Origin of the sequence: Muriventricola aceti (assembly GCF_025567565.1) — a bacterium.
Taxonomy (GTDB): Bacteria; Bacillota; Clostridia; order Oscillospirales; family Oscillospiraceae; genus Lawsonibacter; species Lawsonibacter aceti.
In genome coordinates, this window is record NZ_JAOQKF010000008.1 from 80,978 (window position 1) to 95,568 (window position 14,591).

The 14,591-nt window shown below is 50.9% G+C and carries 26 protein-coding genes; all 26 read right to left on the bottom strand.

The features are described from left to right. Nucleotides 1–26 precede the first annotated feature (26 nt). The 26 genes from OCV64_RS09890 to OCV64_RS10015 all read right to left on the bottom strand — a co-directional run bounded on the left by OCV64_RS09890 (nt 27) and on the right by OCV64_RS10015 (nt 14,591). A complete protein-coding gene (locus OCV64_RS09890; protein ID WP_130849667.1) occupies nt 27–443 on the bottom strand; it encodes a hypothetical protein in 417 nt (138 codons plus the stop codon). Further along, nucleotides 433–771: a hypothetical protein gene (locus OCV64_RS09895; RefSeq protein WP_024723675.1), complete on the bottom strand. Its 339-nt coding sequence runs from the start codon at nt 769–771 to the stop codon at nt 433–435. Before OCV64_RS09895 ends, OCV64_RS09890 begins: the two co-directional genes overlap by 11 nt. A gap of 439 nt (nt 772–1,210) precedes the next feature. Next, nucleotides 1,211–1,474 (bottom strand): hypothetical protein, encoded by a 264-nt coding sequence (locus tag OCV64_RS09900; RefSeq protein WP_024723676.1) that lies wholly within the window; start codon nt 1,472–1,474, stop codon nt 1,211–1,213. Nucleotides 1,475–1,492: 18 nt separating this feature from the next. Continuing rightward, nucleotides 1,493–4,213, bottom strand: coding sequence for a winged helix-turn-helix transcriptional regulator (locus OCV64_RS09905; protein WP_195308474.1), 2,721 nt, complete (start codon nt 4,211–4,213; stop codon nt 1,493–1,495). Between the two features lie 3 nt (nt 4,214–4,216). Then, nucleotides 4,217–4,771, bottom strand: coding sequence for a DUF2800 domain-containing protein (locus OCV64_RS09910; RefSeq protein WP_195308475.1), 555 nt, complete (start codon nt 4,769–4,771; stop codon nt 4,217–4,219). After that, the gene (locus OCV64_RS09915) at nt 4,743–5,042 is read right to left on the bottom strand and encodes a hypothetical protein (protein ID WP_034565728.1); all 300 of its coding nucleotides are present in this window, start codon (nt 5,040–5,042) and stop codon (nt 4,743–4,745) included. Before OCV64_RS09915 ends, OCV64_RS09910 begins: the two co-directional genes overlap by 29 nt. A gap of 162 nt (nt 5,043–5,204) precedes the next feature. Further along, nucleotides 5,205–5,384 (bottom strand): hypothetical protein, encoded by a 180-nt coding sequence (locus OCV64_RS09920; RefSeq protein WP_024723680.1) that lies wholly within the window; start codon nt 5,382–5,384, stop codon nt 5,205–5,207. Nucleotides 5,385–5,600: 216 nt separating this feature from the next. Next, nucleotides 5,601–6,182: a hypothetical protein gene (locus tag OCV64_RS09925; RefSeq protein WP_195308477.1), complete on the bottom strand. Its 582-nt coding sequence runs from the start codon at nt 6,180–6,182 to the stop codon at nt 5,601–5,603. A 329-nt stretch (nt 6,183–6,511) separates the two neighbouring features. Further along, on the bottom strand, nt 6,512–6,685 hold the full coding sequence (locus tag OCV64_RS09930; protein WP_262669918.1) for a hypothetical protein: 174 nt from the start codon (nt 6,683–6,685) through the stop codon (nt 6,512–6,514). Nucleotides 6,686–6,878: 193 nt separating this feature from the next. After that, nucleotides 6,879–7,175, bottom strand: a complete 297-nt coding sequence (locus tag OCV64_RS09935; RefSeq protein ID WP_262669919.1) for a hypothetical protein — start codon at nt 7,173–7,175, stop codon at nt 6,879–6,881. A 219-nt stretch (nt 7,176–7,394) separates the two neighbouring features. Beyond that, a complete protein-coding gene (locus OCV64_RS09940) occupies nt 7,395–7,592 on the bottom strand; it encodes a hypothetical protein (protein ID WP_024723682.1) in 198 nt (65 codons plus the stop codon). Nucleotides 7,593–7,814: 222 nt separating this feature from the next. Continuing rightward, a complete protein-coding gene (locus OCV64_RS09945) occupies nt 7,815–8,153 on the bottom strand; it encodes a hypothetical protein (protein ID WP_024723684.1) in 339 nt (112 codons plus the stop codon). Nucleotides 8,154–8,179: 26 nt separating this feature from the next. Further along, entirely contained in the window at nt 8,180–8,554 is a 375-nt protein-coding gene (locus OCV64_RS09950; RefSeq protein ID WP_024723685.1) for a nucleotide modification associated domain-containing protein, read from the bottom strand. Between the two features lie 24 nt (nt 8,555–8,578). Continuing rightward, nucleotides 8,579–9,109 carry a hypothetical protein gene (locus tag OCV64_RS09955; protein WP_195308481.1) on the bottom strand — a complete coding sequence of 177 codons (531 nt, stop codon included), beginning with the start codon at nt 9,107–9,109 and terminating at the stop codon, nt 8,579–8,581. Further along, nucleotides 9,106–9,402 (bottom strand): hypothetical protein, encoded by a 297-nt coding sequence (locus tag OCV64_RS09960; RefSeq protein ID WP_130849661.1) that lies wholly within the window; start codon nt 9,400–9,402, stop codon nt 9,106–9,108. Before OCV64_RS09960 ends, OCV64_RS09955 begins: the two co-directional genes overlap by 4 nt. 19 nt (nt 9,403–9,421) lie before the next feature. Next, the gene (locus OCV64_RS09965) at nt 9,422–9,748 is read right to left on the bottom strand and encodes a hypothetical protein (protein ID WP_130849660.1); all 327 of its coding nucleotides are present in this window, start codon (nt 9,746–9,748) and stop codon (nt 9,422–9,424) included. Continuing rightward, nucleotides 9,741–9,917 carry a hypothetical protein gene (locus OCV64_RS09970; RefSeq protein ID WP_195308482.1) on the bottom strand — a complete coding sequence of 59 codons (177 nt, stop codon included), beginning with the start codon at nt 9,915–9,917 and terminating at the stop codon, nt 9,741–9,743. Before OCV64_RS09970 ends, OCV64_RS09965 begins: the two co-directional genes overlap by 8 nt. 112 nt (nt 9,918–10,029) lie before the next feature. Next, the gene (locus OCV64_RS09975; protein WP_262669920.1) at nt 10,030–11,076 is read right to left on the bottom strand and encodes a hypothetical protein; all 1,047 of its coding nucleotides are present in this window, start codon (nt 11,074–11,076) and stop codon (nt 10,030–10,032) included. A 23-nt stretch (nt 11,077–11,099) separates the two neighbouring features. Continuing rightward, the gene (locus OCV64_RS09980; protein ID WP_262669922.1) at nt 11,100–11,234 is read right to left on the bottom strand and encodes a hypothetical protein; all 135 of its coding nucleotides are present in this window, start codon (nt 11,232–11,234) and stop codon (nt 11,100–11,102) included. A 169-nt stretch (nt 11,235–11,403) separates the two neighbouring features. After that, on the bottom strand, nt 11,404–12,606 hold the full coding sequence (locus OCV64_RS09985) for an RtcB family protein (protein WP_195308485.1): 1,203 nt from the start codon (nt 12,604–12,606) through the stop codon (nt 11,404–11,406). 51 nt (nt 12,607–12,657) lie between these two features. Continuing rightward, nucleotides 12,658–12,825 carry a hypothetical protein gene (locus tag OCV64_RS09990; protein ID WP_195308526.1) on the bottom strand — a complete coding sequence of 56 codons (168 nt, stop codon included), beginning with the start codon at nt 12,823–12,825 and terminating at the stop codon, nt 12,658–12,660. A gap of 3 nt (nt 12,826–12,828) precedes the next feature. Further along, complete coding sequence (locus OCV64_RS09995; RefSeq protein ID WP_165449860.1) at nt 12,829–12,987, bottom strand: hypothetical protein; 159 nt, start codon at nt 12,985–12,987, stop codon at nt 12,829–12,831. Nucleotides 12,988–13,038: 51 nt separating this feature from the next. Continuing rightward, a complete protein-coding gene (locus OCV64_RS10000; RefSeq protein WP_195308486.1) occupies nt 13,039–13,275 on the bottom strand; it encodes a hypothetical protein in 237 nt (78 codons plus the stop codon). Then, complete coding sequence (locus tag OCV64_RS10005) at nt 13,272–14,168, bottom strand: DUF5662 family protein (protein WP_262669923.1); 897 nt, start codon at nt 14,166–14,168, stop codon at nt 13,272–13,274. Before OCV64_RS10005 ends, OCV64_RS10000 begins: the two co-directional genes overlap by 4 nt. 10 nt (nt 14,169–14,178) lie before the next feature. Further along, nucleotides 14,179–14,379 (bottom strand): hypothetical protein, encoded by a 201-nt coding sequence (locus OCV64_RS10010; RefSeq protein WP_024723694.1) that lies wholly within the window; start codon nt 14,377–14,379, stop codon nt 14,179–14,181. 47 nt (nt 14,380–14,426) lie between these two features. Next, a complete protein-coding gene (locus tag OCV64_RS10015; protein ID WP_195308487.1) occupies nt 14,427–14,591 on the bottom strand; it encodes a hypothetical protein in 165 nt (54 codons plus the stop codon).

Sequence of the window (14,591 nt, forward strand, 5' to 3'; positions counted from 1 at the left end):
GAAGGGCGGAGTGTCGTCCCTCTTTTCTACATTTTCCAGAGGCAGGTGTCGTTGGGCCTTCGTACGACCGGCTCCGGAAGCAGCAGGTTCTCATCGCCGTAGTGAATGGCCAGATGAGTTTCGTGGATGGTGGTGATCAGGTACTCCGGGTCGAGGATCATCTCCACCCGATCCCGGATGTCCTTTGGACTGATGGGGTTCATGTGGTGAATGATGGGACGGCGGAATATCTCCCGTCCGGCCACACCCAAATCACACCCCAGGTCCCGGGCGATCACCGCGTCACGCACCCGCCGCCACTCCGGCGACTTGTAAAAAGCCTGATTCATATACCGGTCAAAGCCGAAGGTCTCCTCTCCGACAACGCCATCCAGACGGAGGTACTGATAGCGGTCCAGGAAGGTGGGGAGTTGGATCAGCTCGGAGTAGCACCTAATACTCATCCTCGTCCTCCTCCTGTCCGCTGTATCGCTTGAACGCGGCCATGGCCTTCTCGTAAAGCTCATCCATCCGGACTCCGGATTTATAAGCCTCGGTCTTGGCCTGGACCAGCTCCACCTCCTTGGCCAGCCGCTCATTCTCAAGGCGGGCCCTCGTGGTCCCCAGCTTCAGGATGGTGGTGACCTCCTGAGAGGAGGCGGTCCCTTCCAGCAGCCGCTTTTCCACAAGAGATACCGCCAGGTCGATTAGTTGGTTCTCGCGGCCCTCCGGCGTCAAGGCGGCGCGGCGTTTCCCTGCCTGACTGCCGGAAGACTTGATGGGTTTTGCCACGCTTGACGCCCCCTCTCCATAACTTCTGTTTTGTTTTCCATGTGTTTATGGGTAGTTCAGGGCGGCATTTGAAGAAGCCCGCACAAACGATCCGCCGGCAAGTGGAGAAAAATGACATTGGAGGTAATGCAATGCCTCTGGAGGAAAAAGGAGGTTCCAACCAGATAAAAAGAGTCCTTGCCAGTGAGTGCTCGTCTTGCGGGCTTGTTCAAACGCCGCCCCAAACCGAACCCATTTTTCAAAAATATCCCCCGGAGAATTTTCAAAGACCAGTGCGATGCAGAGGGGGTACCATTTCGGAGGGACCCCCTATACCCTTTGAATGAGTTCGAGGCCGTGATCCGCAACCGGTGGGTTGAATGTGTCCCATAAATGACAAAAAGAAACGCACTCCTGATGAGAGAACGTTTCTTTCCCAATGGCTACCATCGATTTACCATCATGCGGTCACGGCAGGCTCGGATTGCACGATCTTCTTAACCTTTTTATAGATGCCCAGGGGGTCGTACTTGATGATGTCGTTGATTGCTCGCTCGATTTCTTCCTGGTTCTCCTTGTCAGAAAGCTGATCGGAAGTACGGGCGATGCGCGCTAAGAAAGCGCAGGAATGATAGCCGTTGTCTTCATCAAACCGATACCACGCTTCATACTGTGTAAAAGGGTCGTAGGGGTTATCGGTAGTAGTAAGCATACACATTTCCATTCGCTCTCACTTCCTTTCTTACTCATTGAGATACTTGGAAACGACAGAAGGCGAAATGCCCAAAGCATCTGCGATTTCGGAGTTGGTGCTTCCAGAATTGGCCATCGCTTTAATGCGATTGACACGAGCTTCAGACAACTGCGTCGATGCTCTTGGGGTTGCGCGCTCTCGGACGACATCGGGATCAGAGTAACGAAGAATCTCTTTCAAGGTTGTATCAGAGATCGCGCCAGCTTGGATTGCTTCCCATTCTCCATCGGAGATCGTAATGCGCGTTCCTTTTCCGCTTGCGCCAGTGGAAACGCGAGCGTCACTGATCGCCGCACGACGAATCTTAGAGATTTCGTCTTTGTCGGTGACATTGTTCGCCTGAACCTTGGCCTTTACCTGAGCATTGGCGATGCGCTGGGCCTCACGTTCCTTAGGGGCGTTAAGCTGCGCAGTCTTCAGTGCACTGGTCAGCCTTGCGACTTCAGGCGCATAGGTTTTTGCTGCACTGGCGTTCCGTACTAATGTCGGCGTATCCAGATACTCAAGTCTCGCCTTGTTGGCAAGCGCTTTCATACGATTGGCATAGTCGGCATAGGCATCTTCCTGAACAGTGCCGGAAGACAGCTTACGGACGTCATCGGTTGCCTCTAATAGTTTGATTTTGGTTGTGGCCTTGACCGTTTTACCAGTCTTAGGGTCTACATAGGTTCGACCAGACTCCTTATAGACGACTTCACCTGTCTCCCGGTCAATGCGCCCACTGCCCTGACGCTCCGGAACCTCGACGGTCTGCTTGCGCCTGGAGAGTAGGGTGGAGGCTCCGCCCACTTCCTTACCGGTTTCGGGGTCTGTGTAGCCCTGCCACCGTTTACGGAGGGTGGGGATGTCGTTTTCGACTTCGGACCGCTTATAGTCGAGCTTATGCTTGGCAGCGTCAATGACGACCATGCTATGCTTGACGGCCTTTGTAATCTCCTCCTGGGGGGCCCCTTTCAAGGTCATGTCGGTGATGAGGTTGGAAATCTTCCCCATCTCAATCTGGGTGCCAGCTTTAGATAGGAGCCGGACGCCAGTCTTGCCCTCGGTGGAATATTCTGTTTTTGGGTCAAAATCCTTCAACCCATCCAGGGCGGGGGTAGATTTTACAGAAACCTTTCCGCCGACAGGAATGACAACGACCTGGTCGCCATCAAAGTCCGCGCCGGACAGCCGTTCTGCCACCTTTGGATTGATGCCGACCGCATCCCTGATGTTCTTGCCGAGAACGGAAATGGCCGTCTGATTCTTGTTGTTGACCGTCAACTCCGGAATTTCAAAGGTTCCGCCATGGGGGTAGCGGATCAGCACAACTTTCTCACCGTTACGATAGTTGGGGGCATAGATTTCCGTTTCCTTCATCGCTGTGATAGGCAAGATGACCTGTGTGCTCTGCCGGGGGAGGGCGGCCGCTTTCAGATGGACAACGGCAGAATCGCATTCATCTGCAAAGTCCATAAGAAGCTTCCGCTTGATAGTCGGGTTGTTCAGAGAGCAAATCTCGGCGAATTCATCGGCCGCATCGGCATAGGTCAAATCCAACTGCTTCTGGATCAGCTTGATGGGCTGCTTGGATAGGAACTGGGAGGACAAGTTCTTACTCATCTTGTCCCAGTCACCCTCCTCCTTCAGCTTATTGATGGCCGACAAAGATTTTTTCTCGCCGGTAATCGGGTCTGTGTACTTGCCATTCGGGTCGGGGTAGTAGCTCTGACCGTTGGCCTTGATGAATGCGCCGAAAGGATTGTCGGGGTCGTCCTGAATCTTTTTGAATACATCCATCTTGGGCGTTCCGGAGTGCTTGTTCGTGTTAAACACGATGTCGCACCCCTCCGGCATGTCATCAGAATACATGGCCATGCCCTTGAGGTAATGCGTCCCATCCACAAGAATGCGTACCTGCGCATAGTGAGCGTTTCCCAGGTCGAGGTCTGCAACGCCACGACGAATTTCAATGACTCCGTCCTTGTTCGAGCCGCCCTCATCCCCATAGAGCACCTTGACTCGGCTTGAATCGATGCTTGCCGGATACTCGCGCTTATCCCAAGATGCGCCTCCATCCGAAGAGTGATAGTCGCCCACCGACTTGATGATGTCGAGGTTCTGGTAGGCATCTCTCTGCTCGATGTCGGGAACCGAAATAACCGGAGTGATTGTCCGCTTCTTGGGGTCGTTCACCTGAGGGACGCCAACGCCATATCGGTTATAGCCTTCCGTTTCCAGAATGAACAGAGCTTCCTGAAGAACTCCTTTCGAGACGCCAAGCTGCTGCTCTACGCCCTCGCCAACATCAAGAGCCCCTTTTACTGCCAGCTCTTTCTTCAATGCCTCGGCGGTAGCAAGGGCCTTGTTCTTGTTGCTGGCGGTGTTTTCATTGAGAAGCGCACGAACCGAGGAGTCGTTGTTGTACCCCATGATTTTGGCAATCTCATCGAGAGTCTTTCCTTCTTCACGAAGGGACTTGGCCCGTTCCGCCTGGAGAGCCCGTCGCTCATGCTTTGCCACCCGAACCTGCATACGAAGGTCAGTAGTGGACATCTTCAGTTCTTCGGCAATTTCTTTTTGGCTCTTTCCCATGGCTTCGAGTTCTTCCACTCTGGCCAGAAAGTCGCCGCCATGCTGATAGGGGTTTTCACCAGAACCCCAGGGGTAGCGCCCAGAGCGCCGCTTGACGCCATAGTGCATCAAAATATCTTCCGCGATGGGGTTCATGGCTTACTCCTCCTCTTTGATACTGTTGATGATTTTATCGAAGGTTATGATCCGGTCCATGATGGGGAAAATATCTTCGATCGTGGGCTGGTGACAAATGATTCCGTCATTCTGATAAATACGAAGCTCCATTTGAATCTCGTTCGGCTTGTAGTTATACTCCAAGCAAAAGAGCGCCGCATAAATCATCAGCTGTTCCATGTGTGTCGGACTTTCTCCAGTTTTCAAATCATGAATCCGGAGTATGTCGCCTCGAAATGAAATCGCGTCAGCGGTGCCGAAGCAGTTCGGGGAATAGTAGAGGATCTGTTCCGGCGTCATCTTGTAACCGATTGCATCGTTGACATACATGTTCAATGTCTTTTGCGACTTGGGTAGCCGCTGACCCAGCTTGATGCACTGGGCGGCAAAAGAGTGAAGGACTGTGCCGCGCTGGGCCGCACGATACTTGGCGTAGGCGTCGGCCACCTTCTCTTCCGTGTAGTTGATCCAGTGATAGGTGCTCGCGCCAAGAAAAGCATGTTGACCCTCAAGGTTGGAATGCTTTACAAAGTTCATCCAACACTTCCTCCTTGTTCTCCGGGGAGATGAATCTGGAGAACGACATCTCGTTCATCTTCCCAACGTAATATTCCTGGTTCGGCTGTCTCTTGGCTTTGTTAGATCTCTTGCATTCAAGGGAGGCCCATTTCTCGCCGTAAAGAATCAACAGGTCGGGAATGCCCTGGCGCTGGTCCATCTTAAATATCATGCAGCCAGGGAATCGTGCTTTCAGCGTGCTGATGAGCCGGTCTTGAAAACCGCTTTCCAGTCTTGCGCTTCGGGCCATCGAACGGCCTCCTTTCCGATAAAAGTGATAGAAAGAACAAGATATGCGCGACATATCTCTCTCCTCTCCATAAAAGAGTCTGTTTTTTTCGCGGAAAGAAAAACAGCCTTAAAATATCAATTTGGGCAAAAAGAAAAGAGCCGCGGCTGGCGGCTCTAATCTTTAATCGATACTAAATCCTATTTTCCGTTTTGGCTTGCTATTCTTCTCGGCAATCTCCTCGACCTTTGGTTTGCCAAACGATTGCCAAATCGTGGCTCCGGCGCATGATCCAATCGCCGCCGCCATCGAAGTGGTAAACGTTATCAGTAGTTGGGTCGAGTCTTTCATGTTCGGTTTCATAACATCGCCTCCTCATAAAGGCGACGGTTTTTCCTGCGAAAACAAAAACAGCCGAGACACCCGTAGGCACCTCGGCTAAACGCAGAATATCAATTTGTTTTCCATCAGCTGTTGTTCCGCAGATACCGAATCAGAATCCAAATCAGCCAAAGACCTCCCGTGCAGATGGTCAGGATAAGGTCCAGCAGCAATCCGCCGCCGCTGCGTTTCTTTCCACTACTCATAAGAATCCTCCTCGTCAAACTCTTTCTTTTTGTTGTCTCGATGAATGATCTTCTCAACGCCGGCCTTTGCTTTGACGGCAGTATCACCAGCATGGGTTTTTATGTGCTCCCATTTCTCGGCCCGCCTATCGGCTCTTTCTTGCTTCAAGGCGGCTTTCTGCCGCTCAGCTTCTTCAAATATCCGTAGACTCTCATCGATTACCTCACGAGTCACATACTGGATAATAACAACCTCTCCAGGCTTAAGTTTTGAGTTGGCCTTTTTATTGCAGGCAACGACCTGAAGGTCAAAACAATCCTTGTATCTAACATGCGCATCTCTGATGCGAACTTCGATAGGCAGCGCTTTCAGACCGTGGCCCTCTATAAGTTCTTTAGCTTCGTCCAGTTTCAAAGGGAACTTTTTGGAACAGAGCTCCGGCATGGATATCAATTCTTCAGAGGGCTCCGTTTCGTCTTTTCTGGGGATTCGGTCTATAAACTCAATCGCAACTGGAGTCACAGCACTAACGATTCCGGCGACAAGTCCGAGCTTCCCGCCAATATTGGGATTCGGTTTGTTAGATCTTCCCATCAGCCTTCCCTCCTTTGGGCAAAATAAAAGAGTGCGCCTCAATGAAGAGACGCACTCTGCAACTAAAGCGCATCTCTCATTGTTGCCACACAATCTCGTTACCCGGCTACGGGCGCATGAGTATAGAGAGAAGACACTTGTTGCCAAGATGTGTTCTCCGTAGCCGAATAATTCTTTATACGATTGTGTGGCGGATTCAGTATATCACAATGCATCGTGAAATGGAAGAGTGAACTTTGCAGTCACGTCATCTTGTGAAAATGGCTCGAAACAGCCTCAAAACTCACTATTTTGCCCTTGCTGGCCAGTTGGCCACTTTTTTCTTCCACTTATATATAATTTTTAATATTTTTTTCGCATTTAATTAAGAAAAAAAGTGGGCAAATGGCCAGAAAACCCGCAAACCCTTGGGGCGCAAGGGTTTCAGCCTGCCCACTTTTGAAATAAAAGTGGGCAAAAAGTGGGCAAATGGCCAGTTTTTCACCAATTTTCCGTCCGTACACGGCTATCCAACCTCCAAATTTTCGCAAAATCCGAACCCAAAGTGGGCAAATGGCCAGTTTTACAGACCAAAAGTGGCCAGCAAAATGACCTGCTACTAACAGTAATAGTAGCAGCTTTTGACCATCTGGGCAGAGATTTTCAAGCCGTGTACGGACGAATTCTATTCTAAGTTAGCCCGTTTTCCATCTTAGATTAGAAATATCCAGCCTCATTCTCAATAGGAACGCCGCTGGTAAGGCCTGTTTCGAGGGGCAATGGGGTGGTAATGATAAGCCGGAAACGCCTGGTACGGACGCTTTTAAGCAGGGACATGCCGTACTTTTTCGGCGGGACAGACTTCCGTCCGGGCCAAATATCAGGGCTGGAGAAGACCTCCTCCCACATCTTTACAAATGTTTCGGCCGCATCCGATATCGACAGAGCCAAGGCGTCCCAGGCCTTCTGTATCTTAGCGACTGTTTCCAAAGTCTGTTCAAGTGTCATACCCATTCCATTCACCTCCACGTAATGCGTGTTTTGGAATCTGTACGGCTCGACTCAACTGATCAATCAGTTCTGCTGTTGGTGTGGCTGACAAATCTACCTTCACTTCGACATTTGCTTCCGGCAGTGGTAAATATCCAAGCGCCTCCATTCGCTTATGGTCGCAGGTGGATACGTACGGACACGCTTGGCATTTCTTCGCCAATCTTGATAGACCCATTCCACTCACCTCCAAACCTTGCCGGAACGCTTATCCACAAGAACGATCCGCCCCTCGATCTCGAAGTCCGACAAAGCGCAAATATCAAAGATCATATGGAGCAGCTTGTGGAACCGTTCCTCCTCGGTCTCAATGTTCTTCAGGGCCTGATAGGCGGTCGGGTCAGAATATCCCTCTGCGTTTTTTCGGTCGTTCCAGGACAATCACTGTCACCCCGTTCCTTCATAAATTTGATAAGCGATTGAGCGTGCATGTCGCTGATGCCGTATTTTTCTTGCAGCTTGGAGACGAACCAATCGGGAACAGGTTTTCTCCCGCACTCGATGGCAGACAGCTCAGCCGATGAAATATCAAGGTCCTTTGCCATGTCATAGAGCAGGAGTGCCCTGACTAAGCGGATGTTCCGTACTGCTCTTCCAAAATCATCAAGTCCCATGCTCACTCTCCTTGTGCCACGCCTCCACATCGACGCCGATTCTCTTCAGCATCTGAGTGCAGAGCCAAATATCATCCTGATCCTCCATCTCATAGCGGCTGACCAATTCTTTGATACGGTCGTGGAAGGCGTCGTAATAAGTTCGGAGCCGCTGAGCCCCGAACCCGAATTGCTCATGCAGCACCCATAAAATAGTCGCGTCGATCTCGGCGATATGCTTTCGGTCGTACTCTGCCAGCTCCCGCTGGATCTCCAAGTCCATGGCTTTCTTCTCCGCTGCGGTAAGTACGGCCCCGTACACCTTTCCTCCGGCTTTCTTGACCTGCATAGCTGTCTCCCATCATTCCGTTGGTTTCAGCGAAGACCGGCCCGAATATCACTGCGGGCTGAGCAAGCACCAATCGCCATAGAGGCAGCATTGGGGTCGGGCGTTTCCATCCCTTTCTCCTCATCCATCTCCAGAATGGTCATGATGGCGTAGTTGGCCAGATCCATCAGGGTGTCCCGAATGGATTCGTCCGTAACCTGCTGCTGACCGGCGTCATTTGCAGAGAGGCGGGAGAGGGTCTTAAATCGGGAGAACTTATCTCCCAGCCGAATCCGGGTCATAGCCAGTCCCTCCTCTACAAAGGTCTGATGGAAGCTGTCGCCGTAGTCATGGTTCTTTCGTTCGTACAAGCTGTTCAGCTCGTCGCAGATCGCCTTATGGCGCATCACTTTTTTGTTCATTGGTTTATTCCTCCCGAATAGTAGTTATCGAATTGCCCCTGTGTCCTGGCGGAAGTATGTGCATTTCAACTCCACCGGCTCGATCCAGGGAATATCATGCAGGCGAATGCTCCTGATAGACTCGTCATCCTTCGAGGGTCGGCGGACGCTTACCTCATCCACAGCAGTTTGTGCCGCCAGATACTCCGACTTGTACTGACACACGCCCCTATGGCTGCATCTGGTACAGCAGGTTTCCTTTGCTCTAAACATACGAACCATCTCCTCATGATTTTTATCAATCGTTGCCGCTTTGACATTCAGTTGATGTAGAGCCATTTGCAGCTCATCCACCAGGTAGGTTTTGTCATGGTCTTTAGGCTGACGAACCAGGCCTCGAATCCAATCGGCGACAGTAACGGGCGGAGGAATCTGCAAACCAAGGTCGCGAGCCATACTATCGATGTATCTCGCCATCTGGCAGGTCGGCGCCACAATGACCGCGCCTGTATCTGCGGATTGCCGAATCAGAAATGTGGTTTTGCCCGATTGTCTTCCTGAAACATAAATAGTCATGATGCGTTTTCTCCTTCGACAACAGATTCGACGATGGTTACGGTCCCCTCAAACACGCCGAATTCAGACGATTGCTGAAACGTGTGGGTTTCAGGCTCCTCGTCATCCCGCATGGGTCTGGTCAAATACCACAAGGAATCCTCTTTCCAGGTAATCATCTCCAGTTTTTGCCCGGGTTCAAGTTCTAATGTCATATCGCCACCGAGAGAGCGAGCGACGCCTTGGTCACATCCGGTCAAAAGTCCCAACGACAAAATAATGCACAAGAGTGTGCCAACGTAAATGCGTTTCATGTGTCCTCCCTTCAAAATATCAAAGGACCTCCGTAAGAATCCGGAATTCCTTGAACATACCATCTTCCAAAGTTACTTCAACGGGCTTCCCCAACAGCTCGGAAATATAATTCACCTTCGCATCATTGAGGATTTTTGCCACGCGGTCGAGGGATTCCGCAAGATTGGTATGACGAGTTCCAATTTCCCAGTGGCAGTCTGGAGACATGTTTACAGTGTATTTGCCACCATCCATGACGCCACTGCCAGACATCGAGAAACCGAGTTGGAGCCCCAGCTGAAACGGGTAATCTTTCATACTACCAAACTCGACAAAGTCAATTTTACCCAGTCTTTTCTCAATCATTTTTATCCTCCTCTCCGACCAGTTTCCGGTACAGCTCTTCCGCCTCTTTGCCTTGGAACTGATTGATGATGCGAACATTATCGCCAGGTGCTTTCCTCCCAACGATCAATACCGCAGGGTCGCCGTGGCTGTGGTCAAATCCCACCAGCATAGTGTCGAAATTTTTCATAGAATCCACCTCAAAAAGTCGAACAGAAGTTTTACAAGGAATAGAACGCCGAGGATGGCCAGAACAGTGACCAAGTTGAAGATGAACCTTAGAATATCATCCCAGCCGTTTTTCATTTCTTGGTCACCCGCTTCGCCTTCCGCTCCTCATATTCGGCCTTTTCAATCTGGACCATCTTGCCGTCCTCTTCCTTGAAGTAGCGGTTAAGCTCCACCTTCTTGTCATCGGGCGTAAGAATATAATGGTAGCCAACTGTATCGTAGTCGCCGTTCTTAGGATCGACCAGGAAGTCCTCCGAAAACACGCGATACTTCTTGCCGGCAGGCAGATAGGGCATGGTGATGGGGAAGATCTTATCCACGAGCCGGGTCATAAAGCCATTGCTGAAGGCCGCATTCGGAGTATTGATGTTTATGCCGCAGACCCGTTCGGTATCGGAATAGGTGGCTGTGCCATCCGGAGCAACCTCCTTGAACAGGGAGGACATGCGCTTGCACTGGTACTCCTGATATCCTTCTTTCCAGTTGCACTCACTGGTGATGTCGCTCCAAATGTCAGGAGTGTCCTCAATGGGCGTCAGGCACTTGCCGTCGATCAGACGGTTCAGAATGCTCTTGGTGATCTGGATGCTGAACCCGCTGTGACCATCCCGGTACAGGCACTCGAAGGCCCTCAGAGCGCTCTTATAGCAGGCCACGCCATATGCCCAGTCATCCGTATCCTCCGAAGCCTCTTTTTCCCGCTGACAGGCCATCTCGACTTCCTGAGAGGCCCAGCGGTTTTCCTCTTCATCCATCAGCATCGCCCGGTCATCCCAATACTCATTGGCAAAGACCTTCCGACAGTCCCCGCCAAAGGCCTCGATGATCTCGGGCAGGTTCTCGTTGACTGCGTCCAAGTGAATATCATGCTCCTTGCAGAAGCTCACAGCCTTCTCCAGGGGCTCGCCGACACGGTTGGTCCAGAGGATGACCTTGGTACCATTGGCCTGCTCCTCTTTCAGCCGATTGATGTTCTTCCAGATGGGCTCTCCCACCTCCGGCCACTTGTTGACTGCAAGACAGCCGTCGAAGTCCACAGCAATGATCTTCGGAGGGGTAGCCGCCGTAGCGTTCTCGGGTTCCTTGGTTTCGACTGCATTTGCATTCATTTCGTTCATGGTGTTTTCTCCTTTTCAAAATATCAATCGATAATGGTGAGTTCGCTCATCGGAACGGTTGCCAGTGCTCCGTTCGTTTTCTTGATAACGGCCTTGTCTGCGAAGAGACCAACGCCGAGCTGTAAAATACCAACCTCTTCGGCGCGCTCTTTTGCCAATCTGAGGCATCCCGAACAGGCTCCTTCGGGAGCCCACCCCAAATTCATACAAGCGATGCAGTCGGGCACACTCTGATAAATCCCTTTCATGCCGCCCCTTTCCAGAAAACATAAATGCCCCGAACTGCTGTTACACAATTCGAGGCATTCTTTTTTTTTCGTATTTTGTTTAATCCGAGGCTTTGAAGTTGTAGACCGGGCGAATACGCTCCACAATGTCCGCTGTGGGGCCGATTTGTGCGATAATCTCATCCATGCTCTTATACGCCATGGGAGATTCGTCCAATGTATCCGGCACCACACAGGTCGTATAGATGCCTTCCATTTCCGACCGGAAGGTTTCCATAGACAACGTATTGAGCGCAGCTCGCCGGCTCATCAGTCTTCCCGCGCCATGCGGAGCGGAGCAGTTCCACTCTTCATTTCCCTTGCCAATGCAGATCAGGCTTCCGTCACGCATGTTAATGGGGATGAGCAGCTTTTCGCCAGCTTTGGCAGAAACGGAGCCTTTGCGAAGGATCATGGCGTCCGTATCAATATAATTATGGATGGTGGTGAATTCGTCCGTAATCGTGAATCCCATCCCGGACACGATGATGTCCGCCATAGCTTTTCGGTTCAGAACGGCGAAGCGCTGGGTCAACTTCATGTCGTGGATGTAGTCGTCGAACAACTTACCCTCCACATAGGCCAGGTCTTTCGGAATATCCAACACGCGCTCTTTCTTCAGCGCCGTAATGGTCTTCTGAATTTCCTGGAAACGCCCCTCCGCTTTCAACTGGGCAATGGTCTCCTGAATCTGATGACGGGCTCCGCCCCAGAGTGCCCGGCGGCCTTCGTTTTGATAATAGTCGGCCACTTCCGTTCCGAGATGTCGGCTCCCGGAGTGAATCACGAGAAACAGCCGCCCGTCCCCGGCTTGGTCTACCTCAATAAAGTGGTTACCGCCTCCCAAAGAGCCGATGCTGTGAACTGCTCGGTCAAGATTGACCTGGTCGGCACAACGGAGCTGGGTCAAGTCGATTTCCGAATTGAGAGGATGGGGAATATCGCGGATTTCTCGGCCGTAGGGAATCTTCTCCCGAATCAGCGCATCCAGCTTGGCGAAGTCAATCTCGCGTTCGGCCAGTTCCACAGTTTCCATACCACAGCCAATATCCACGCCTACCATACCTGGGACGATCTTGTCCTGAATGGTCATAGTGGTGCCGATGGTACAGCCTTTACCCGCATGGACATCGGGCATAATGCGGATTTTACAGCCTGCAAACTCAGGCCGGTCACAAACAGCTTGAATCTGCTCCCGAGCCGCTCCTTCCAGCTCATTGGTGTAGCAAATAGCAGTGTTGTATTGCCCTTGAATTGTTATCACAGTTTTTCTCCTTTCCTGTGGGCTTAGAACTCTAAAGGCTCATAAATATAATTACTCTTCCACGATCTCGAAGTTCTCAGGAGGGTACAGATAATCTTCATCGCTGTCGTCGACCAGCCTATACCAACCCTTTTCCATGCCAAGAACGGTATAAACTTTATCGTGTGTAAGCATCAGGAACTCGGTTTCGCCTTTCCAGCGTACTTTCATAGCGTTCAAATATCAATCCTCTTCGATGTCTTCCTGGCGAATCTCCTCCGTATCCCAATCAGGACCGGGTAAGTCAATATCGGCCAGATAGGCAACACCTTCCTCCAAGACCTCGACAATGGTTGCTGTCCTTCCGTCCTTCAGGCGGACTTTGTCATACTTTTTAACCATGTGAACTCCTTTTCACCTTCCGGTTCAGACTAATGCTCGTTAAATCATGAGTTAGAACTGCACGTCAACCGAATCGAAAATATCACGAAGGGAGCGTCCATCGAAGAAGTCGTCCGAAAGAAGGTCATCTATGTCTGAATAGTCTTTCCAGGTCTCGCCATACCACATCGCATAGGTGGTATTTGAATCGCTGGTTTCTGGCTCGATGCCACATCGCTTGCCGTTGTACTCAAACTCGGCCGTGGCATACTCATCGCTCAGAATCGCTACAAACTCTTCTAAAGTCATAAAATATCATCATTCTCCTTCCTTAAATCCTCCGGTATCTCTTCCTGAGTGCTACTAATTCGTTTTCCGGTTTCACGATCCCACTCATAATAATGAATGTGCTCGCCATGACTTCCATACGAATGGTGTTTGGGATTACCATGATCGCTCGTGTGTATTTCTGAAACTTTCCATCCGTCACCATCGTAAAATGCGCGTGTTTTCACTTTTCCATCAGAAGAAATGTGATCAACGACACTGTCGGGTTCATCCTGTTTAGTTGGTCCAGCATGTCCTTTGATGGTTTTTGTTACTATTCTACCAGACTTCTTGCTTTTATCAAGCGGATACGGCGGCCCATTACGAACGCCCCACTTCTGACCTTTGACGCCATGATGAGCAAGGACATTAAATCCAAGCCGTCCCCGGAGTTCCCAGAGAATATCTTCCACGGTTTCGCGGGTCTTCGGGTTCAGTTTGATATAGTCCTTATGTTCATCATACCACGAGAAGATCTCGCTCAGATTACCTTCCGCCCAGCTGAAGGCCCACCAGTCGCAGATCATCTCAATAATATAATTGTAAGGCATCTCCAGCAGGACTTCGCCTTCACCGGGGTCATCGTTGATTAGAACCCAGTGCTGCCAGTGATGGGGATTGCGGTGGATGTGCAGGAGCCAGGCTCTTTGGAACGCCTGGACAACAGCATAGGAGCGGTTGCCTCCATAGAAATAAGCGTCATAGGCCTCGTACTCATCCGGCTTTGATTTGGACGCATCATGCTCGAACTCGGTCTGCCAAGCAGCGTCCGGTTTCCCCTCAAAGAGCCAGGGCATGTTGGTCTGAAGCCAGTCAAAACCCTTTTTCACGTTGGCCTTGTGCTTTTGTAAATATAAATCGTATTGGTAACTCACGGGCCGCACCTCAATTCTTGATGCCAAGTTTCAGTTTGGCCTGCTTGAGCGTCAGCCCAACAAAGTCGTTCGGTTTGATGATGGCAGGCGCCTTGGAACGGGAAACGGCTTCCCCATACTCCAGAACACCTTGCGTTCCGTCGTCGTAGAGAAGCCGCAGCCGATCGTTCAAAATATCACGCTGAACCATCCTGATTCGCTTTTGTGCCATATTGCCCTCCTGTGTTTTAAGTGGTGTATGCTGCGGAACGGTCTTTCTTACTCATCCGTACCCTCGTAACAAACAGGTTTATGCGAGTGCAGGTTTACTGGATGCTCCAGACACTCGTCGCAGGGCGGTTCGTTTTCCTCCAGCTTCTCATGCTTGCAGGTTTTGCAGTATTTGTCAAACCGGACAAACAGGTAGTCATCTTGGACGTTCAT